The following is a 20853-nucleotide window of genomic DNA, read 5'->3' as shown; positions in this document are numbered from 1 at the left end:
TTAAGCCTTTAGGCTGTATTTGGATGATATAGCAGACAAATCATCATTTTCAATAAGCTCAAGCAAAGCTTTTTTTGTATGCTCTAAAACTTTGCTTAAAGTTATTTCTTCTTCGGCTTTAAACTTGCCCAAAACATGGGAAATCACATTTTCACCCTTTCCCACTCCTATACGCACTCTTTCATAATCATTTCCACATAAAGTATCTATGCTTTTAAGCCCATTATGTCCACCACTTGAACCGCCTTTTTTAAAGCGCAAGGCTCCTAAATTTATATCTATATCATCATGGATAACTATCATTCTTTCGCATTTATAAAAATCATTCACTGCTTTTACACTAAGTCCTGAATTATTCATATAAGTACTAGGTTTAAGAAGAAGCAAAGAAGAACCTATTTTAAAAAGTTCTCCTTTAAATTTAGAGTTTGTAAGATTTGTAAAATTGCTTTCTTTTAAAAGCAAGTCAATTAGCATAAAACCGACATTATGACGCGTATTTTCATACTCTACGCCTATATTGCCAAGCCCTACGACTAAAATCATCTAGCTTTTTCTACACCTACAACCGCTACTCTATCAGCATCAATCATAGTTACTCCCGCAGGAACTACAATATCACGAACAAGCAAAGCATCACCCACATCAAGCTTACTTACATCAAGTTCGAAGAAATTTGGCAAATTTTCAGCTGCACATTTTACTTTTAATCTTCTTTTTGATTGGATTAAAACACCTTTATTTTTAAGACCTATAGCTGTTCCTGTGATTTTAACTGGAACCATGTATTTAGAAATCACACCTTTTTGTGCAACTTTTAAATCCACATGTTTAAGTTCTGCAGTTACAGGATCTTTTTGATAATCCACAACTACAACGCTTAAAGTTTGAGAACCTACTTTTACATCAAAAATTAAAGTAGTTTTTTTACGAACTTCCTTAATAAACTCATTTACTTTAAAAGCGGCATTGATGTTTTCTAATCCTTTTCCATAGATGTTTGCGATTAGATAACCATCTCTTTTTAAAGCTTTAGCAGCTTTTCTACCGATACTCTCTCTAACGATACCTTCTAACATCTTTTGTCCTTTCTTAAAAAATGAGCTTTGATTATATCTAATTTTGGCTTATGGAAAAGTAAATTTATAGCTTCTTTTAATTTCTTTAAGATATAATTTGTTTTATAAATTATGTTAATTTAAGGCTTCATGTGAATGAAAAATTCAATATCAATATAGCTTGGTTTTTAATAATCTTAGGCGGGATTATAGAATGTTTTTGGGTAAGTGGACTTAAGTATTCTACAGAAATTTGGCACTATATTTTAACAGCCATTGGGGTTTGTATTTCTTTTACTTGCTTTTTAAAAGCTTGTGAAAGACTTGAAGTAAGTATTACTTATAGTGTTTTTGTAGGCATTGGCACTATTGGGGTGGTTTTAAATGAAATGTTTATTTTTAACGAGGCTGTTTCTATAATTAAACTTGTGCTTATAGTGATTTTACTTTTAAGCATTATAGCCCTTAAATGGATAAGCAAGGAAGCTTAAATATGGAATGGTTTTATTTGTTTTTAGCTACTGCTTGTGAAATTTTTGGCGTGGTGATCATGAAAGAACTTGTAAGCACTAAAAATAAGCTTTACCTTTTGGCTTTGATAGTGTGTTTTGGATTTTCTTTTACTTTTTTAAGTTTAAGTATGCAAAATATCGCTATGAGTGTTGCTTATGCTATATGGACAGGAGCTGGAACTGCTGGTGGGGTAATGATAGGAGTACTTTTTTATAAAGAAAGTAAAAGTTTTTTAAAACTTTTTTTAATCACTGTGATTATTGCTTGTACAGTAGGTTTAAAATTTCTTTCTTAAGGATTTTTTGTGCAAATTTATGTGAGTGGAATACATACTGATGTAGGAAAAACACATTTTAGTGCAGCTTTTTGTGCGAATTTTAACTATGATTATTTTAAACTCATTCAAGCAGGAACTCCAACAGATAGTGAGTTTATTGCAAAATTTAGCCCAAAAACAAAGATTTTTAAAGAAGGTATTTTTTTGCAAACTCCAGCTTCTCCTCATCTTGGAAAAATCAAAGAAAAGCTTGATTATAAAGCCTTAGATATCATTTTACCAAAAAGCAAAAACCTACTTATTGAGCTTGCGGGTGGGCTTTTTTCTCCTATGGATGAAAATTACACTATGATTGATTTTGTGAATATTTTCAAACACCCTACGATTTTGGTAGCAAAATACTATCTTGGAAGCATTAATCATATCTTGCTTAGCATTGAAGCTTTAAAGCAAAGAAATATCAATCTTTTAGCCCTTGTAATGATGGGTAAAAAAGATATCTTACAAGATGATTTTATAAAAAATTATGCAAAAATTCCTATAATCAATCTTGATTTTTTTGATGAAAATAGCATTTTAAATAAAGATTTTAAAGAGCAAATGCAAGAAATTTTACAACTTAAAATTCCTTAAAAATCTGCTCTAAACTCTCTAGTACATAAACGATTTGTTCTTTTGTGATGATGTAAGGAGGCATAAAATAAATCGTATTTGCTAAAGGTCTTAAAAGCAAACCTTTTTCTAAGGCTTTTTGAAATACAAAAAGTCCTACGCGTTTATACTTGGTGCTTAAAATATCAAAAGCACTGATCATCCCGCAAGTTCTAAAATTACCCAAAAAGTCAAATTTTTCAAGTCTTGAAAATTCTTTTTTGATAAACTCGCTTAAAATTTGATTTTTTACTAAAATATTTTCATCCTCAAAGATATCTAAAACCGCATTTGCTGCCGCGCAAGCTAAGGTATTTCCCGTATAGCTATGAGAATGTAAAAAAGCCTTTTGGCTTTCATAAGTATCATAAAAAGCATTATAAATTTCATCTCTTGTAAGCACTACAGAAAGTGGCATAAATCCACCCGTTATCCCTTTTGAAAGGCAGATAAAATCGGGGCTTTGTTTGCATTGATGTAAGGCAAACAAAGTTCCTGTGCGTCCAAAGCCCACTGCAATTTCATCAAAAATCACTTGCACTCCAAATTTATGGCAAAGCTTTATGGCCTCATCAATAAACCTTGCTTCATACATATGCATATTTCCTGCACATTGTACCAAGGGTTCAAGTATAAAAGCACAAATTTCACTTGCATTTTTTTCTAAAATATCTTTTAAAATTTCAAGCTCTTTAGTGTAGTCTTTGCCTTGTGGCACAGGCGTGCTTAAACACTCTAAAAGCAAGGCTTTGTAAGTATCTTTATAAAGCGCTACATCGCCCACACTTAAGGCTCCTAAGGTTTCACCATGATAAGAATTGCTTAAAGATAAAAATTTACTTTTTTTCACTCCCTTATTTAAATGATAATGAAAACTCATTTTAAGTGCTACTTCAATAGCACTTGATCCATTATCTGCATAAAAACATTTGTTAAAATTCCTGCCTACTTTTTCGCAAAGTCTTGCAGAAAGCTTGATAATGGGCTCATGTGTAAAGCCTGCTAAGATCACATGCTCTAGCTCATCAACTTGTTTTTTAATGGCATTTGCGATTTTTTCATTACAATGACCAAAAAGATTGACCCACCAAGAACTCACACAATCCATATAAGCTTTATCATCAAAATCATAAAGCCATACACCTTTTGCTTTTTTTATAGGAATTAAAGGTAGGGTTTCGTGATCTTTCATTTGTGTGCAAGGGTGCCAAATGTATTTTAAATCGAGATTTTTTAAGATTTGATTTTGCATTATAACTTCTTTTTTAAAAATATTTTGGCAAAATAATACTTTAAATTTTTAAATTTACAGGAAAAAAATGAAGCTTGAAAAAATTTTGCAAGATCTAGAGCAAAATCACAATCTAAGAACTCTAACACCTTTAAAACATGAAAATAAATTTGTTTATAAGCAAGATCACAAACTTTTAAATTTAGTAGGAAATGATTATCTTTATTTGGCGTCTTCCAAAGAGTTAAAAGCTGAGTTTTTAAACACCCTAAAAGAACAAGATTTGTTTTTTTCAAGTTCGAGTTCAAGAAGTTTGAGTGGAAATTTTGAAATTTATGAAAAATTAGAAAGTTTTTTAAAGACTAAATTTAAAGATAAGGAAATTTTACATTTTAATAGTGGCTATCATCTAAATATCTCTTGTATAGCAGCACTTTCTAGCGTTTCTAAGACGCTTTTTCTAACCGATAAATTTATTCATGCAAGTATGATTGATGGCTTAAGACTTGGCAGGGCTGATTTTTTTCGTTTTCATCATAAAGATATGAATCATTTAGAGAGTTTAATCCAAAAACATTATGAAAATTATGAAAATATCATCGTTTTAAGCGAAGCTTTGTTTAGTATGGATGGAGATTTTAGCGATTTTAAAACTTTGTGTGAGCTTAAAAAACATTATGATAAAATTAAGCTTTATATAGATGAAGCACACAGCGTGGGTTGTTTTGATAAAGAGGGTTTGGGGCTTGTTAAAAAACTAGCCTTAGAAAATGAAGTGGATTTTTTGGTTTTTACCTTTGGAAAAGCCCTTGCTTCCATAGGTGCTTGTATGATATGTGATGAAAAATATAAAAAATTTTTCATCAACAAAGCTAGAGCTTTTATTTATTCTACAGCCTTGCCACCTATTAATGTAGCTTGGACACAATTTATTTTTAAAAAAATACCTTGTTTTAAGAAAGCAAGAGAAAAACTAGAACTTTTAAGCACTTTTTTTAAAAGTAAATTGCAAGAAAAAAATCACACTGTTTTAGGCGATGCTTATATCATTTGCTTACTTTTAGGTGAAAATAAAAAAGCCTTAGAAATTTCACAAAAACTCCAAAAAGCTGGATTTTTTGCTCCTGCGATCAAAGAACCTACTGTGCCAAAAAATACAGCTAGAATTCGTTTTTCTTTGCACGCAGGACTTAACACAGAAGAACTTGAAAGGATAATAGAGCTTTTATGAAATATGAATTTTTATGTAAAAATCCTGATTCAAAAAAACTTATAGTGGTATTTGGAGGGTTTGCTTCACATCCTAGTCATTTTTCGCATTTAAAAAGCGATAAAAATGTGATTTTATTTTATGATTACAAAAATTTTGATTTAAATTTTGATTTCAAAGCTTTTGATGAGCTTTTTTTAATCGCTTTTTCTATGGGAGTTTGCGTAGCAAATAGACTTTTAAAAGAGCTTCATTTTAAACAAAAAATAGCCATAAATGGCACAAATTTAGGCATAGATAAATTAAAAGGAATTCATCCTACAATTTTTAAAAAAAACCTGCAAAATTTTAAATTAAAATATTTTAAAGAAGTTTTATTTAAAGAACGCAAAAGCTTAGCCAAAGATTTTATTTTTAAAGATGAAAAATCTTTGAAAATAGAGCTTGAAAAACTTTTTGACTTTGCTTTAACAAAACAAGAAGAAAATTTGCTTTGGGATAAGGTTTATTCAAGTAAAGAAGATGAAATTTTTCCACCAAATGCCTTGAAAAATAGTTTTAAAAATTTGATTTTTTTAGATGAACCGCATTTTGCTTTTTTTCATTTTAAAATTTGGGATGAGCTTTGAATTTTTTAAAAGCAAAAGATTATGAAAAACATGCAAAAGTGCAAGATTTCATGGGTTTAAAACTTTGTGAAATTTTAAAAGATTTAAAAATTTCACATTTTGAAAAAGTGTTTGAATTTGGTTGTGGTAGGGGTGAATTTAGCAAAAAACTTCAAAATTTCATTACTTTTAATGAGTATTTAAAAAACGATATTTTAAACTTTAAAGAAAATTCTAATATTTTAATTTTTGATATGAATGAAATTGCAAAACAAGATTTAAGTAAAGAGAAATTTGATCTTATTGTTTCAAATGCAACTTTGCAATGGCTTGATTTAAAACGCATTATACTAAGTCTTAGAAATATGCTAAATCAAAATGGAATTTTACTTCTTTCTACTTTTGCAAAACAAAATTTAAAAGAAATCAAACAAAGTACGGGGTTTGGTTTAAATTATTTTAGCTTAAATGAATTAGAACAAATTTTTAAAGTCTATTTTAATGAGGTAAAAATTACTCAAGAACTCGTAGAATTAAGCTTTGATAATGCTTTAGATGTTTTTAGACATTTAAAATTAAGCGGGGTAAATTCTTTAGGTTTTTATCCTTTAAATAAAGGTTTTTTAAAAGAATTTGAAGAAAAATTTCAAAACAAACTCACTTATCATCCTGTATTTATTTTATGCAAAAATGATATAAAATGATTTTTTTGTGTTATAATCCAAAAATTAAATTTTTACACAAGGAAAACTAAATGAAAAAGTTTATAGTATTTTTTGGGATTTTGCTTTTTGTTTCGTGTTTAAATGCACAAAATTTAAGCATTTTCGTGGCTTCTTCAGCTTCAAAGGCAATGAGTGAAGTTAAAGATGAGTTTTTGAAAACACATCCAGAAGATAAAATAGAATTGGTTTTTGGTGCTTCTGGAAAATATTATGAGCTTTTAAAACAAGGAAGAGAATTTGATCTCTTTTTTTCAGCGGATACTAAATATGCTAAGGCTATTTATGATAATAAAAATGCCTTAATAAAGCCAAGAGTTTATGTTTTAGGAGTTTTGGCTTTGTATAGTTTGGATGAAAATTTACTCCAAGGAGGCGTTGAAAATTTAAAAGAAAAGGCAGGTAAAATCACGCATCTAAGCATAGCCTATCCTAAAGTAGCTCCTTATGGAATAGCGGCTAAAGAAGTGCTTGAAAATTTGGATTTAAATGAACTTTTTAAAGACAAAATCGTTTTAGGTGAAAATATCTCAGTGCCTGTTTTACATGTAGATAGCAAAAATTCAGATATAGCTATAGTGGCTTATTCTTTAGTTTCTCCTATCAATCATCCTAAAGGTAAAACAAGTATTATTAATCCAAAGTATTTTAGCCCTTTAGAACAAAGTTATGTCATCACAAAATATGCTAAGGATAAAAAATTAGCCTTTGAATTTAGCGAATTTATTGGCTCTTCAAAAGCAAAAGAGATTTTTAAAAAGTATGGATTTAGCACACCATGAACCTTATAAAAGGACAAATTTGTGAGCTTTTAAATCAAGAGGATATAGTTATTGTTAAAATACTTTCTAAAGAGGTGATTTTTAGTGTTTTAATGCTTGAATTAAAATCTTTAGAAAATTTAAAAATTGGTGCGAGTGTAGAACTTCTTTTTAAAGAGCATGAGCTTTGTTTTAGCACAAGTAAAACTCTTTTAAGTGTTGAAAATTCTTTTTTAGCTAAAATTACGAAAATTAAAAAAGGCAAACTTTTATATCAAGTATTTTTTGATTTTAAAGGTAACGAGCTTTCTGGTATCATCACCAAAGAAAAAGCTTTAGAACTTGAAATTTGTGAAAATCAAGAATGGCTTTGTTTTGTAAAAGCAAATGATATTGTATTAAGGAGTCATAGTGCTTGATCCAGCTTTTTTACAAACCCTTTATCTTACTTTTAAACTTGCTTTTATCACGACTTTTATTCTTTTTTTTATTGGTGTTTTTTTAGCTTATTTGTTAAGTTTTGTGCGTTTTCCTTTTAAAACAATCCTTCAAAGCTTTATTTCCTTGCCTTTGATTTTACCTCCTAGTGTTTTGGGATTTTATTTGCTTGTAACTTTTTCGACTAATAGTTTTTTAGGGCAAGTTTTAAAAGAATATTTTAATCTTTCTTTGGTTTTTAGTTTTGAAGGTCTTGTTTTTGCTTCTTTGATTTTTTCTTTGCCTTTTATGGTAAATCCTTTACAAAGTGCCTTTTCATCGATTAATCCAAATTTGCTCGATGCTTCTTATAGTTTAGGTAAAAGTAAAATTTATACTCTTTTTAGAGTAATTTTACCTAATTCTAAAGTAGGAATTTTTAGTGCTTGTGCGATGAGTTTTGCTCATACTGTGGGTGAATTTGGAGTAGTGATGATGATAGGAGGACATAAACAAGGTGAAACTTTAGTGGCTAGTATAGCTATTTATGATGAACTTGAAATCTTAAACTATAGCTTAGCCCATCAATATGCTTTTATATTGTTTATTTTTTCTTTTTTAGTACTTTTTAGTCTTTATTTTATCAATAAAAAAATGAGTTTTCAATGATAAGAATTGATATCAATCATCCTATGAATACCGCTAAAGGAAGACTGGATTTAAATTTTAAAAAAGATATAGAATTAGGAAAAATTACTGCACTTTTTGGCGAAAGTGGAGCAGGAAAAACCACTCTTTTAAAAATCATAGCGGGACTTATAAAGCCTAAATTGGGGCGTATAGAAGTAGATAATGAACTTTGGTTTGATTCTTCAAAAAATTTTAGTTTAGCTTTACAAAAAAGAAAAATTGGTTTTGTTTTTCAAGATTATGCGCTTTTTCCAAATATGAATATAAAAGAAAACATCGCCTATGCCGCTAGTTCTAAAGCAAAGGTTAGCGAGCTTTTAGCCTTAATGAAGCTTGAAAATTTAGCTAAAATTTATCCTAAACATTTAAGTGGGGGGCAGGCACAAAGAGTAGCTTTAGCAAGAGCTTTAGCAAGAGAACCAAAAATCTTGCTTTTAGATGAACCTTTGAGTGCTTTGGATTTTAAAATGCGTGCCAATTTACAAGATGAATTAACCAAGATTTTAGAGTATTTTAAAATAAGTACTTTATTGGTAAGTCATGATCTAGCTGAAATTTATAAGTTAAGTCATAGAATTTTAGAGCTTAAAAACGGAAAAATTATTAAAGATTTTCCTAAAAATGAATTTTTTACTCATTCAAATATCAGCGCAAAATTACGCTTAAGTGCAACTTTGCTAGAAATTAAAAAAAGTGATATTTTAGTGGTTTTAACCTTGCTTTTAAATCAAGATATTATTAAAATCACTCTTAGTGAAGAGGAATTTCTAAAAGCTTATCAAGATGTAAAAATCGGCGATACGCTTTTGCTATCCATAAAAGCCTTTAACCCTATCATCGTAGGAAAACTTGATAAATAAGAGCAAAAATTTAATTTTTTAATGAGTACTTTAAGTGTACGCAAATCATACAATTAAGTATTTTTGCATTTTACGAAATACTCACTAGCCATCATTTTTAACTTTTTTTACAAGTTCATCTAAATATTTTTCTAAAATTTTTTCTCTTTTATATAAATCTTCAAATTTATCAATATCTAAATTTAGCGCGAAAGCCTTATATTTATTTTCATCTTTTAAATACACAAAACCTACAATCCAAGCAATTTTTTGCTCATCATTAAAACCTGTTTTTCCAAAAAGCTCTAAATTTTCCATATTTTTTAAATAAATCATTTCCTTAACACTATTCATTGCTTCTTGAGAAAAAGGTAAGCTATTTTGTGAAAGTCTAAAAAGCAAAATTGCTTGTTCTTTAGCGCTTATTTTTAGTGAGTTGTCAAGCCAAAAAGTATCGATCTTGGAAATTTTAGCATTACCATAATGAAGCTTGTTTAAATATTCTTGCATAGTTTTGATACCAATTCTTCTTGCCACTTCTTTAAAAGCAAGAACATTAGAATATTTTATAGCTGAACTTAAATTCATATCTTGCGCCCAAGAAGATAAAAATACTTTTTCACCTCTATAGTGATAAAAAATTTCTTTTTTAGTTTTTATCACACCACTATCAAGTGCAATTAGAGCATTAAAAATTTTAAAAGTGGAAGCGGGAGAGAAAGTCTCCATAGCCCTTGAAAAGTCGTTACTCGCCCAAGTTTTTCCATCATAAAAAACAAAAGTGCCGCTTGTATTATACTCTTTAAACCAATTATTTAATATCTTATCTTGCCCAAACACTAAATTTAAGAAAAGTAAAAATAAAGTTATTTTTTTCATAAAATATCTTTCTATTTAAATAATTTTAAACAAAATACTTTTTAAAGCTTTATTTTATTTAAATATCCTTTAACATGAACTGAAATTTTCTAAATATTGTAACCATTAAAGCAATCCATCGATTAAATATAACTTACTTTATCATTCATTTACTATTTATGAAAAATTATATGCTAGTTTTTTGCTTATTATTTTATAGCTAAAAATTGAGGTATGCAAAATGAGAAAAAGTATGATTAGTTTTTTGGAAAAAAAGGCCAAAAATGAAAAAATAACCATGGTAAGTGCGTATGATTATCATAGTGCAAGAATTTTAGACAATAGCGATATAGATATTATATTGGTTGGAGATTCATTAGCCATGACGGTACTTGGTATGCAAGATACTTTAAGTGTTACTATGGATGAAATGTTGATTTTTACCAAAGCTGTTTCTCGCGGAGCTAAAAAGTCTTTCGTACTTGCTGATATGCCTTTTATGTCTTATCAAAGTTCAGATCGTGACGCTATCTTAAATGCCTCAAGATTTATCAAAGAAAGCCACGCAAATGGGGTAAAAGTGGAAGGGGGTATAGAAATCGCAAGTAAGATTAAATTGATTTCCCAATCAGGAATACCCGTCGTTGCTCACCTAGGACTAACCCCACAAGCTGTAAATATGCTAGGTGGCTATAGGGTTCAAGGTAAAGATTTACAATCAGCCCAAAAAATTATAGATGATGCAAAAGCTGTGCAAGATGCGGGTGCTTGTATGTTGGTTTTAGAATGTGTGCCTGTAAAACTAGCACAAAAAATAAGCTCTATTTTAGAAATTCCAACAATCGGCATAGGTTCAGGCAAATACTGCGATGGACAAGTTTTAGTTTATCACGATCTTTTGGGTTTAAATAAAGATTTTAAAGCAAAATTTGTAAAGCATTTTGATAAAATTGATCCTCAAGTAGGAGTTGAAAAATATAGAGATGAAGTTAAAAGCGGTATTTTTCCTTCCCAAGAGCACAGCTTTGATTATTTAGATGATGAATTATTAGATAAATTATACTAAGGATACAAATATGCAAGTCATTACTTCTGTCAAAGAAGCAAAACAAATTGCAAAAGATTGGAAATCACATCAACTTAGTATAGGCTATGTTCCAACCATGGGTTTTTTACACGATGGACATTTAAGTTTAGTCAAACATGCCAAAACACAAGATAAGGTTATAGTAAGTATCTTTGTAAATCCTATGCAATTTGGGCCTAATGAAGATTTTTCTAGTTATCCAAGAGATTTAGAACGCGACATTAAAATGTGTCAAGATAATGGCGTTGATATGGTTTTTATCCCCGATGCAACTCAAATGTATCTTAAGAATTTTAGCACCTATGTAGATATGAATACGATCACTGATAAACTTTGCGGGGCTAAAAGACCGGGGCATTTTAGAGGCGTTTGCACGGTTTTAACTAAATTTTTTAATATCCTAAACCCTGATATAGTCTATATGGGGCAAAAAGACGCGCAGCAATGCGTAGTCGTTAGGCATATGGTTGATGATTTAAATTTTGATTTAAAAATTCAAATTTGTCCTATCATTAGAGAAGAAGATGGCTTAGCTAAAAGCTCTAGAAATGTATATCTTAGCAAAGAAGAAAGAAAAGCGTCACTAGCTATATCTCAAAGCATTTTTTTGGCTGAAAAATTAGTCCGAGAGGGAGAAAAAAATACTTCTAAGATCATCCAAGCTATGAAAGATATTTTAGAAAAAGAAAAACTAATCAAAATCGATTATATAGAATTAGTCGATTTTAACACCATGGAAAATATCGAAAATATCACTGATAATGTTTTAGGAGCGGTGGCTGCTTTTGTTGGAAAAACAAGACTCATTGATAATTTTTTAGTACAAGGATTAAAATGAATATCACTTTACTCAAATCAAAAATACATCGCGCAAGCGTAACAGAAGCTAGGCTTGATTATATAGGAAGTATAAGTATAGATGAAAAATTATTGCAAGCGAGTGGAATTTTAGAATACGAAAAAGTCCAAGTAGTCAATGTCAATAATGGCGCTAGATTTGAAACCTATACCATAGCCACGCAAGAAGAAGGAGTTGTATGCTTAAATGGTGCTGCGGCTCGTCTTGCAGAAGTGGGAGATAAGGTGATCATCATGTCTTATGCTGATTTTAATGAAGAAGAAGCAAAAACATTTAAACCAAAAGTTGTTTTTGTGGATGAAAATAACACTGCTACAAAAATAACAAATTATGAAAAACACGGAGCTATTTTCTAACATCTAGCTATTTTTGTAATTTTTTCTATCTTTTAATCCATTATTTTTGCTTATCTTAACTTCTAGTTTTTATAAACCACATCTTTTTTCATTAAAAATTTTTTTAAATTTTGTCCCTCTTTGATAACCTTGTTTTCCCTTATAAGTTCAAAACCATTTTTTAAGAAAAAATCTTTAGCACTTAAGGATGCGAAAGTGTAAATTTCATTATGCAAATAAGTTTTTAAAATAAAATCAAGTAAATTTTGTGCTAAACCTTGTCTAACAAAATCAGGATGAGTAAAAAGCAAATCAAGCAATTTCTGCTCTTGTTTAACACTTATAAAACTTGCGATTTTTCCTCTTTTTTCATAGACAAAGATCTCATCATATTTAAATTTTTCTTCCCATTGTTGTCTATCAATTTTAATCCAAGCACAAATTTGATCTTTTGTATAATCCTTAGCACAAAGTGTTTTTACGCTTTGCTCAAAAAGCGACAAACAAGCATTTAAATCTTTAATATCAGCTTTTCTTAGCAAGAACTTTTCTTAATGCCAAGCTGGCTAGGGCTAAACCAAAAGATGCAGTCACACCCATAAAAGATCCAAGATCTTTACAATGCGCTTCCTCATCTGAAAATACCACATCAAAATTTCCCTTAAAGCCTGATTTTCTAAGCTCATAACGAAATTTTTTCGCTAAAGCATCGCCGTGAGTTTTAAAAATACTTGTAGTTTTAATGCGTGTTGGATCAAGCTTTCTAGCTCCACCTGTTGAGGAGATAAAAATTTGTTTTTTAAAATCTATAAGATGAGCCAAAGCTACTTTTGCAGGAATATCATCAATGGCATCTATGATAAGATCAAACTCGCTTAAATCAAAATTTTTTAAAAAATTTTCATCGATTTTACTGACTATACCTTTAACCTTATAAATTCTTTCAAATACTTTAGCCTTTTCTTCGCCTATATTTTCGCTATGAATTTGGCGATTTTGATTAGTGATTTCAAATTTATCCGCATCGATTAAAGTAAGGTTTTTAAAACCACTACGATAAAGCGCATCAACGCAAATTCCACCCACTCCACCAAGTCCGCAAACCAAAACTTTTGTTTGTGAAATTTTTTGAAATTTTTCTTCTCCAACTAGCCATTTTATACGTGTAAATCTATCATTCATCATTTGCCTTTAACCATTTTTTAACTTTTTTCATTCTTTCATAAGCTGTAAGATCCAGCATTATAGGTGTTATTGTAGCGTAGCCTTTTTTAAGTAAGGCAATATCGCTATTTTTCTCATCTTCAAAGTCTAAATTCGCCGCTGCAAGCCAATAGTACTCTACTCCTCTCGGATTGACATTTGAATGGGCTTCAAAATTATAAACCCTTTTGCCTGCTTTACAAATTTTAATGCCTTTGATTTTTGATTTTGCAGGAAAATTGATATTTAAAAATTCTTTTTTTTCCAAAGGAAAACCTTTATCAAAAATATTTTGAATGATTTTTTTGGTAATTTGTAAAGCATTTTTATAGTCTAGTTCTTTTTCGCTTTTTTTATAAAATTGAGAAAGAGCGATAGCAGGAATTCCTTGTAAAACCGCCTCCATAGCTCCTGCGCAAGTTCCTGAGTAGGTAATATCCTCGCCTACATTAGCACCTTTATTAATCCCACTTATTACAAGATCAGGCAAACGCTTTTTGTATAAAGCATGCAAAGCAAGATAAACACAATCTGCTGGAGTGCCATCATCAAGTTTGTAAAATCTTTTTCCCACTTTAACAAAACGCAAAGGTTTGGTTAGGGTTATAGAGTGCGAACAAGCTGATTTTTCACTAGCAGGAGCTACTATGGTGATCTTGGCTTTAAATTCTTTTGTTAACATCTTAATGAGTTTTTTAAGTCCTTCGCTTTCATAACCATCGTCATTAGTGATAAGAATTTCTTTCATTGTCTTCCTTGCAAAAGATAAAAATCTGGATTTTAACATATTTTTTTAAAGCTTCATAGTATAAAATTTTAATTTTTAAATTATATAAATTTCGTATTATTTTTAATTATTTTTTTATTTTATATCGATTAACATTATTTAAACTATAAAAATATAAAGTTAGTAAGGATGGTTTAAATATGTTTGATTTTTTCAAACCTAAGGCAAAAGCTATTAAATTTCCTCTTTAGGAAATTTTACCTAGATATTACAAAATGAGAACTTGGAGTTTAAGTGGGGTTTTTATAGGATATATGGGATATTATCTTGTGCGAAATAATATCACTCTTTCAACTCCATTTATACAAAATCAACTTAATCTCAGTAAATCAGACATCGGAACAATCACAGGCTCAATGCTTATAGCTTACGGGATTAGCAAGGGTGCAATGAGCGTTATAAACGACAAAGCTGATCCTAAAAAATCATGGCTTTAGGTCTTATTTTATGTGCTCTTGTAAATGTTTTACTTGGTTTTTCAAATTCTTTTTACGCTTATGTAGGTTTTGTTATCGCGCTTGGGGTTTTTCAAGGTATGGGGGTAGGTCCTTCTTTTATCACTCTTGCAAACTGGTATCCTAAAAAAGAGCGGGGAATTTACACGGCCGTTTGGAATATCTCACATAATATAGGAGGCGGGATAGTTGCTCCTATAGTTTCGCTTTCAGGTTTTGCTTTGGCAGCATTATTGGGTGTGAGTATGGCAAATTTTAACGAAACATATTGGCACATGAATCATTTTTATACTCCTGCTGCTTGTGCAGTTATCATTAGTCTTTATGCGCTTTATGCAGTTAAAGGAAATCCTAAAAATGAAGGTTTGGTTGATATTACTGAAATCAATGAAATGCGAGGGATTAAAACAGAAGAAATCAAAGCTATAGAAACTCCAAATTTAAGCAGTTTTGAAATTTTTTATCATTATGTACTTAAAAACAAAAATGCTTGGTATGTGGCTTGGATGGATACTTTTGTTTATATGGTGCGTTTTGGGCTTATTTCTTGGCTTCCTATTTACTTGCTAGAAACAAAAGGCTTTAATAAAGAACAAATAGGTATTGCCTTTTGGCTTTTTGAATGGGCTGCTATACCTTCTACTTTACTTGCAGGATATATTTCAGATAAAATTTTTAAAGGCTATAGAATGCCTCCTGCTATAGGCGCCATGGTGATTATTTTCTTTATGATTATTGGATATTTTACTTCAAATAATCTTTATATGGTTATTTTCTTTGCAGCTATGGCGGGGTGTTTAGTCTATATACCACAATTTTTAGCAAGTATGCAAACTATGGAAGTCGTTCCTGCTTTTGCAGTAGGATCTTGTGTAGGACTTCGTGGCTTTATGAGTTATGTAGTCGGCGCTTCACTTGGAACAAAAGCTATAGGTTGGGCTGTGGATTACTATGGTAGTTGGAATGCTGGTCTTATCATGCTCCTTAGTGCTTGTATTCTTTGTATACTTTGCTCTACTTTATGTCATTTTAGCGCTAAAAAGAAGTATCAATAACAATTTTAACTTTTGCTTGCAAAAATACCAAGCAAAAGTTAGATTTTAATAATATTTTTGTTACATTATAACTATTTATTAACATATAATTTCTAAAATCTTACCTTCAATCAATAAAAATTTATCATAAAAGGAAATACTATGAAAAAAATTATTACTTTATTTGGTGCATGTGCCTTAGCTTTTAGTATGGCAAACGCAGATGTAAATCTTTACGGACCAGGTGGCCCACACACGGCCTTAAAAGATATAGCAAGTAAATATAGCGAAAAAACAGGCGTTAAAGTGAATGTAAATTTTGGTCCTCAAGCGACTTGGTTTGAAAAAGCTAAAAAAGATGCAGATATTTTATTTGGCGCTTCAGATCAATCGGCTTTAGCTATAGCAAGTGATTTTGGGAAAGATTTTAATGTGAGTAAAATCAAGCCTTTGTATTTTAGAGAAGCCATCATACTTACTCAAAAAGGCAATCCTTTAAAAATCAAAGGTTTAAAAGATTTGGCCAATAAAAAAGTAAGAATCGTTGTGCCTGAAGGTGCTGGAAAGAGCAATACTTCTGGAACGGGAGTTTGGGAAGATATGATAGGTAGAACTCAAGATATAAAAACCATACAAAATTTTAGAAACAATATCGTAGCTTTTGTTCCAAATAGTGGAAGTGCAAGAAAGCTTTTCGCACAAGATCAAGCCGATGCTTGGATCACTTGGATTGACTGGTCAAAAAGCAATCCTGACATAGGAACTGCCGTAGCTATAGAAAAAGATTTGGTTGTTTATAGAACTTTTAATGTGGTAGCTAAAGAAGGTGCGAGCAAAGAAACACAAGATTTTATTGCTTATTTAAGTTCTAAGGAAGCTAAAGAAATTTTTAAAAAATACGGCTGGAGAGAATAAATCTTCATACACGCTTTTTAGCGTGTATTCTTGCATAACTTCTTTTAATTAAGTCAAAATAAGATAAAATGTTTAAAATATTGATAAGGAAATTTTTTGAAAACCTTTTTAGTTTGTGCTTTAGAGCCTTCAGCAAATTTGCATTTAAAAGAAGTTTTAAAAGCTTATAAAAAAGATTTTGGTGAATTTGAACTTCATGGGATTTATGATGAGAGTTTATGCAAAGAATTTGATTTAAATTCTAAACCACTTTATAGCTCACATGAATTTAGTGCTATGGGTTTTATAGAAGTTTTACCTTTGATTTTTAAGTCAAAAAAAGATATTATTTTAACTTGCAAATATAAAGGTAAAGTATGAATTATAAAAAAGCATTTTATTCAAAATTAGAGGATTGTTATTTAGGTGCGAAAATCAAAAGCTCGCAAAATCAAGCTAAAAATGGTTTTACAAATTTACTTGTTATAAAAGAAAAATATTTTCAAAAAATCAAAGACTATTTAGATACACAAAAGCTTTATACAGATACTTATAATAAGCTTTATAATTTTTTTAGCACTTATTTAAACGAAACAGGAACGCCGTTTTTTTACGATACGCCTATGTATAAAAATATCTATGCAAGGGTATATTCAAACTCAAAAGACACAAGTCTTTTTTATAAAACACAAAATTTATACTATGTAAAATCAGATACTATTTACAATCCTTTAAGCTTGCAAAGTGAAGATAAAAAATATACTTTAAATTTTCTTACCGATGAGTATGAGCAAAATGCTGATAATAATAAAAGTAAAATCAATTTTTATTTGCAAAATATACAAGATGATAATATAAACATAAAAGTGATAAATTCTAAAAATAATGATGGCGCAAATGTATTTAAACAAAACTCAAGTGAATTTAGCGATGTTTTTTTAAAGACTTTAAAAAATGCACAAATAAACATAAAAGAAGAAGAGCTAAAAAAGCTTTTTAAAACTTATAAAAAACAAAATGAAGTAGATTTTTTCATACATAAAAATGCGAAAGAATTTTTAAAAGAACAATTTGATTTGTGGTTGTTTTCTTATGTGAATGATAGCATTACTGAATGGACTAAAGAAAAGATAGATGAGATCAATGATCTAAAACAAATCGCTTTTGATATCATTGACTTGATAGCTGACTTTGAAAATGAGTTAAAAGCTATATGGCTAAAGCCAAAATTTGCTAAAAATGTTCACTATGTATTTAGCTTAGATACTATTAAATCATACTCAAATAACGCTGATGAAATTTTAAAATCCATCTACAAAGATGTAAATTTTAATGAGCAAATCGCGGAATGGGAAGAATTAAATTTCATAAATGATGAATTTGATATAAAAGCCATAAACGATGAAAAATACAAATTCTTACCATTTGATACAAAGTATTTAAGTGAAGAAAACTACTATAAACTTTTAAGTGCATTTGATAATTTAGATGAAATTTTAAACGGAGAGCTTGTAAAAGCAGATAATTTTCAAGCACTTAATTCTTTAATGCCAAAATATCAAGGTAAAATAGATCTAATCTACATAGATCCGCCATTTAACACAGGAAGCGACTTTGACTACAAAGATAAATTTCAAGATAGCACTTGGCTTTCTTTAATGCACAATCGCTTGGAGTTGGCAAAAGAATTTTTAAGTGATAAAGGAAATTTTTATTTGCATTTGGATGAAAATGCTGATTATTTTGGGAGAATTTTACTGAACGAATTTTTTGGAGAAATGGAGTGTAAAAAAATTACATTTGATACAAATGCCACCAAAGATGAAGAAGCTGATTTATTTGGATATAAAAGCTTTGGTAATAATTTTGTTTTAAAAAGCTCAACTATTCTTTTTTTGAAAAAAACAAATAGCATTTTCAATAAACTGTGGAAGCCAAATAGAAATTCTTCTTTGTTAAATTTGGGGCAGCTTGATTTAATAGGAATTTCTACAATTGAAACACCTAAGAAAATAACAGATTATGAATATTATGTTCAAATATGGAAAAATGGTAAATTATGTCATGAAAAGATTGATATTAAAGATGAAAAAATATATCCATTGGGTGATATTTGGAATGATTTGTATTCTTTTACTCAATCTGAAATGAGAGTTAGTGAAAATATATCTTTTTATAGCTCACAAAAACCGGAAAATATGTTAAGAAGAATAATACAGTCTAGTTCTGACGAAAATAGTGTTGTAATGGATTTTTTTGTAGGTAGTGGAACTACTTTGGTGGTATCTCATAAATTAAATAGAAAGTATTTGGGTGTGGAAATGGGAGAGCATTTTTATGAAAAATATTTGACATTTAATAAAGATACTAAACAATACGAATATAGACTAGGTTTGCTTGGAAGAATGAAGAATGTTATAGCTGGCGATATTGAATTTTACGCTATAGACAAAAAAAGAAGATCATCTCTTTCTAAAATGATAAATTTTAAAGGTGGTGGTGCTTTTAGATACTATGAGCTTGAAGGCTATGAAGAAAGTTTAGAAAATTGTGAATACAAACTTGATGAAAATTCACTCATAGATTATAGAAAATCACGCAAACTCATAAAAGCACTCAAAAAAGGTGAAAATATATGCCTTGATATGAATGCTTACGATAAAGAATTAGATATATTTTTAACGATGTCTAATCTTTTAGGACTTAAAATCAAAAATATTTTTATAGATAACAACGGCATAAAATCTTGCAAATTTGAAAACGATGAGGTTATAAATTTAGAAAATATAGACTTAATTAAATATCCAAAATTAAAAAATCTAATTTGGTGGGAAAAATAAAGTGAAAAATATAGCAATTCTAGTGGGAAATTCTGAATATCAAAATTTAAATAAATTACATTTTTGTAGAAAAGATATTAGTTCTATGCAAAAAATATTAAGCTTGAGTAAAAAATTTGAAATTCATATTTTTGAAAATTACCAAAGTGAACAATTAAAAAGTGGACTATCAAAAATTATTAGAGAACTTGAAAAATCCAAAATCAATGAGTTGCTATTTTATTACACTGGACACGGAGTATTTAAAGAGCAATTTTATTATTTACCAATTAATTTTACTGATAAGCAATTTGAAACAACAAGTTTATCTAATAATGAATTGGATAATATGCTTAAAAGTTTAGATACGGAAATGGTAATTAAAATAATTGATGCTTGTCAATCGGGACAACAATATATCAAAGAATTTAAGCAAGCGTATATTGAAAAAAGTTTAACTCAACATTCTTTTAAAAAATGTTATTTTTTCTTTTCTTCTATGAATAATCAATCTTCGATGGGCGATGATAAGGGTAGTTATTTTACAAATGCTGTTATAGAATCAATTTTGGCGCATAAAACAGATTCTATTCGATATGTAGATGTTCAATCCTATATTGTCGATTATTTTAGTGATAAAAATGAACTTCAAACACCATTTTTTGTACATCAATCTAATGCAACTGAAATTTTTCTCAGTGAGCTTACATCTATACAAAAAGAATTTGAAAACATTAATCTCATGGCAAATAATGGTGAAGACATTATTCAAGAAATAGAAAATAATAAGGTTGATATAGCAGAACAGCTTAAATCTTTATCTAAAAAGTATATAGTCAAGGATGTAGCACGAGAAAATATTGAATATATTTTTGATGAAAATAATATCAATAATATGTTTAATGATGATATAAAGTTAATTTATGATATAAAAATCGAAAAACTCAATGATTATAATATTGATAATATTAATAAATTGTATAATGAAATAGAAAAAAATAAAAAACATTTTTTTATTAATCTTGGATATAGACAAGAGACTTATATTACTACAGAGTGGGCTCCAAAAAGAAAGAAACCTCGAAATGCTTATGAGGCAATGTTTGGACAATCATTATCAGGAACTATTGGATTGTTTGCAAGAGAAGAATATGAAGAAAAAGAGGTGCAAAAATACAGAAATATAGTTAATTCTATTTGTTTAGTAGATGATATTTTGCCAATAGGTATTGGTATATCTCTTAATCCCAAAGAAAATATTAATAATGTTAATAGATATTTGATAAATATTATTAATTTTCATAATAATCTTGATATTGTTTTTTATAGTAATATAATTGAATATTATCAAAACAATTGGTGTGGTTGGGATAAAATAAATATTGAAGATTGGATAAAAAGCAAAGAAAGTTTTTGCGATAAAGATAAGATCTTAGATAAAATTCAAATAATAATAAAAAACTATAATCAAAAAATTATTGATAATATTTTTAATATTTTAAAACAAGAAGGTTTAAAAATTAGAGAGTAAATAGCAATTAAAAA

Annotated in this window: 25 protein-coding genes and 1 pseudogene; 19 read left to right on the top strand and 7 right to left on the bottom strand. The window is 29.2% G+C overall.

The genetic code is table 11. The features are described 5' to 3' along the window. Together pth and SR62_RS07950 are read right to left on the bottom strand one after the other, a co-directional pair. On the bottom strand, positions 1-546 hold the full coding sequence (gene pth / locus SR62_RS07955) for an aminoacyl-tRNA hydrolase (protein ID WP_002892865.1): 546 nt from the start codon (positions 544-546) through the stop codon (positions 1-3). After that, complete coding sequence (locus tag SR62_RS07950; protein WP_002791314.1) at positions 543-1079, bottom strand: 50S ribosomal protein L25/general stress protein Ctc; 537 nt, start codon at positions 1077-1079, stop codon at positions 543-545. Before SR62_RS07950 ends, pth begins: the two co-directional genes overlap by 4 nt. 131 nt (positions 1080-1210) lie before the next feature. Between SR62_RS07950 and SR62_RS07945 the strand changes: the two genes are divergently transcribed. From SR62_RS07945 to SR62_RS07935, 3 genes are read left to right on the top strand one after another with little or no spacing between them, the layout of a single operon-like run. After that, positions 1211-1549 (top strand): DMT family transporter, encoded by a 339-nt coding sequence (locus tag SR62_RS07945; RefSeq protein WP_002857302.1) that lies wholly within the window; start codon positions 1211-1213, stop codon positions 1547-1549. 2 nt (positions 1550-1551) lie between these two features. Next, entirely contained in the window at positions 1552-1866 is a 315-nt protein-coding gene (locus SR62_RS07940; RefSeq protein WP_002857436.1) for a DMT family transporter, read from the top strand. A 9-nt stretch (positions 1867-1875) separates the two neighbouring features. Next, on the top strand, positions 1876-2481 hold the full coding sequence (locus tag SR62_RS07935; protein ID WP_002816248.1) for a dethiobiotin synthase: 606 nt from the start codon (positions 1876-1878) through the stop codon (positions 2479-2481). Here the strand turns inward: SR62_RS07935 and SR62_RS07930 are convergent. After that, positions 2468-3751, bottom strand: a complete 1284-nt coding sequence (locus SR62_RS07930) for an adenosylmethionine--8-amino-7-oxononanoate transaminase (RefSeq protein WP_100621790.1) — start codon at positions 3749-3751, stop codon at positions 2468-2470. The two genes, SR62_RS07935 and SR62_RS07930, sit on opposite strands and share 14 nt — an antisense overlap. A 67-nt stretch (positions 3752-3818) precedes the next feature. Here SR62_RS07930 and SR62_RS07925 point away from each other — a divergent pair, with 67 nt between their 5' ends. Genes SR62_RS07925 through SR62_RS07895 form a run of 7 tightly spaced genes read left to right on the top strand, consistent with a single transcriptional unit; the run spans position 3819 to position 8998 of the window. Then, positions 3819-4961 carry an aminotransferase class I/II-fold pyridoxal phosphate-dependent enzyme gene (locus SR62_RS07925; RefSeq protein ID WP_147502346.1) on the top strand — a complete coding sequence of 381 codons (1143 nt, stop codon included), beginning with the start codon at positions 3819-3821 and terminating at the stop codon, positions 4959-4961. Then, the gene (locus SR62_RS07920) at positions 4958-5569 is read left to right on the top strand and encodes a pimeloyl-ACP methyl esterase BioG family protein (RefSeq protein ID WP_052775304.1); all 612 of its coding nucleotides are present in this window, start codon (positions 4958-4960) and stop codon (positions 5567-5569) included. The genes SR62_RS07925 and SR62_RS07920 overlap by 4 nt, the downstream gene beginning before the upstream one ends. Beyond that, positions 5566-6252, top strand: coding sequence for a malonyl-ACP O-methyltransferase BioC (gene bioC, locus SR62_RS07915; protein ID WP_002872410.1), 687 nt, complete (start codon positions 5566-5568; stop codon positions 6250-6252). Before SR62_RS07920 ends, bioC begins: the two co-directional genes overlap by 4 nt. 50 nt (positions 6253-6302) lie before the next feature. Continuing rightward, positions 6303-7052 (top strand): molybdate ABC transporter substrate-binding protein, encoded by a 750-nt coding sequence (modA, locus tag SR62_RS07910; protein WP_002872409.1) that lies wholly within the window; start codon positions 6303-6305, stop codon positions 7050-7052. Then, the gene (locus SR62_RS07905) at positions 7049-7450 is read left to right on the top strand and encodes a molybdopterin-binding protein (protein ID WP_002872408.1); all 402 of its coding nucleotides are present in this window, start codon (positions 7049-7051) and stop codon (positions 7448-7450) included. Before modA ends, SR62_RS07905 begins: the two co-directional genes overlap by 4 nt. Beyond that, on the top strand, positions 7443-8117 hold the full coding sequence (gene modB / locus SR62_RS07900) for a molybdate ABC transporter permease subunit (protein ID WP_002901204.1): 675 nt from the start codon (positions 7443-7445) through the stop codon (positions 8115-8117). Before SR62_RS07905 ends, modB begins: the two co-directional genes overlap by 8 nt. Next, complete coding sequence (locus tag SR62_RS07895; protein WP_147502345.1) at positions 8114-8998, top strand: sulfate/molybdate ABC transporter ATP-binding protein; 885 nt, start codon at positions 8114-8116, stop codon at positions 8996-8998. Before modB ends, SR62_RS07895 begins: the two co-directional genes overlap by 4 nt. Positions 8999-9082: 84 nt before the next feature. Here SR62_RS07895 and SR62_RS07890 read toward each other — a convergent pair whose 3' ends face one another. Then, positions 9083-9856: an OXA-61 family class D beta-lactamase OXA-193 gene (locus SR62_RS07890; RefSeq protein WP_002783228.1), complete on the bottom strand. Its 774-nt coding sequence runs from the start codon at positions 9854-9856 to the stop codon at positions 9083-9085. Between the two features lie 220 nt (positions 9857-10076). Here SR62_RS07890 and panB point away from each other — a divergent pair, with 220 nt between their 5' ends. Genes panB through panD form a run of 3 tightly spaced genes read left to right on the top strand, consistent with a single transcriptional unit; the run spans position 10077 to position 12137 of the window. Next, positions 10077-10901 (top strand): 3-methyl-2-oxobutanoate hydroxymethyltransferase, encoded by an 825-nt coding sequence (gene panB / locus SR62_RS07885; RefSeq protein ID WP_002783229.1) that lies wholly within the window; start codon positions 10077-10079, stop codon positions 10899-10901. 10 nt (positions 10902-10911) lie between these two features. Continuing rightward, positions 10912-11760 carry a pantoate--beta-alanine ligase gene (panC, locus tag SR62_RS07880; protein WP_100621791.1) on the top strand — a complete coding sequence of 283 codons (849 nt, stop codon included), beginning with the start codon at positions 10912-10914 and terminating at the stop codon, positions 11758-11760. Further along, a complete protein-coding gene (panD, locus tag SR62_RS07875; protein WP_002857482.1) occupies positions 11757-12137 on the top strand; it encodes an aspartate 1-decarboxylase in 381 nt (126 codons plus the stop codon). Before panC ends, panD begins: the two co-directional genes overlap by 4 nt. A gap of 62 nt (positions 12138-12199) precedes the next feature. On the opposite strand, the gene SR62_RS07870 is transcribed toward panD, so the two are convergent. From SR62_RS07870 to surE, 3 genes are read right to left on the bottom strand one after another with little or no spacing between them, the layout of a single operon-like run. Beyond that, on the bottom strand, positions 12200-12658 hold the full coding sequence (locus SR62_RS07870) for a GNAT family N-acetyltransferase (protein ID WP_002857453.1): 459 nt from the start codon (positions 12656-12658) through the stop codon (positions 12200-12202). Further along, complete coding sequence (locus SR62_RS07865) at positions 12642-13301, bottom strand: tRNA cyclic N6-threonylcarbamoyladenosine(37) synthase TcdA (protein WP_002860322.1); 660 nt, start codon at positions 13299-13301, stop codon at positions 12642-12644. The genes SR62_RS07870 and SR62_RS07865 overlap by 17 nt, the downstream gene beginning before the upstream one ends. After that, on the bottom strand, positions 13291-14067 hold the full coding sequence (gene surE, locus SR62_RS07860) for a 5'/3'-nucleotidase SurE (RefSeq protein WP_002854555.1): 777 nt from the start codon (positions 14065-14067) through the stop codon (positions 13291-13293). The genes SR62_RS07865 and surE overlap by 11 nt, the downstream gene beginning before the upstream one ends. Before the next feature lie 254 nt (positions 14068-14321). On the opposite strand from surE, the gene SR62_RS09430 reads away from it, so the two are divergent. The 6 genes and pseudogenes from SR62_RS09430 (at position 14322) to SR62_RS07835 (ending at position 20839) form a co-directional block, all read left to right on the top strand. Beyond that, positions 14322-14543 carry a glycerol-3-phosphate ABC transporter gene (locus SR62_RS09430; RefSeq protein ID WP_100621794.1) on the top strand — a complete coding sequence of 74 codons (222 nt, stop codon included), beginning with the start codon at positions 14322-14324 and terminating at the stop codon, positions 14541-14543. Continuing rightward, the gene (locus SR62_RS07855; RefSeq protein ID WP_261791853.1) at positions 14534-15616 is read left to right on the top strand and encodes an MFS transporter; all 1083 of its coding nucleotides are present in this window, start codon (positions 14534-14536) and stop codon (positions 15614-15616) included. Before SR62_RS09430 ends, SR62_RS07855 begins: the two co-directional genes overlap by 10 nt. 141 nt (positions 15617-15757) lie before the next feature. After that, a complete protein-coding gene (gene peb3, locus SR62_RS07850; RefSeq protein WP_002886243.1) occupies positions 15758-16510 on the top strand; it encodes an AcfC family glycoprotein adhesin PEB3 in 753 nt (250 codons plus the stop codon). A 96-nt stretch (positions 16511-16606) separates the two neighbouring features. Continuing rightward, positions 16607-16837, top strand: a pseudogene (locus SR62_RS07845) (lipid-A-disaccharide synthase); the annotation flags it as partial. Between the two features lie 29 nt (positions 16838-16866). After that, positions 16867-19329 carry a DNA methyltransferase gene (locus SR62_RS07840; RefSeq protein WP_147502344.1) on the top strand — a complete coding sequence of 821 codons (2463 nt, stop codon included), beginning with the start codon at positions 16867-16869 and terminating at the stop codon, positions 19327-19329. A gap of 1 nt (position 19330) precedes the next feature. Further along, positions 19331-20839: a caspase domain-containing protein gene (locus tag SR62_RS07835; protein ID WP_147502343.1), complete on the top strand. Its 1509-nt coding sequence runs from the start codon at positions 19331-19333 to the stop codon at positions 20837-20839. Positions 20840-20853 lie beyond the last annotated feature (14 nt).

The organism is Campylobacter sp. 2014D-0258, assembly GCF_008000495.1.
In the GTDB taxonomy this organism is placed as follows: domain Bacteria; phylum Campylobacterota; class Campylobacteria; order Campylobacterales; family Campylobacteraceae; genus Campylobacter_D; species Campylobacter_D jejuni.
This window is presented reverse-complemented; position numbering and strand designations above follow the sequence as displayed.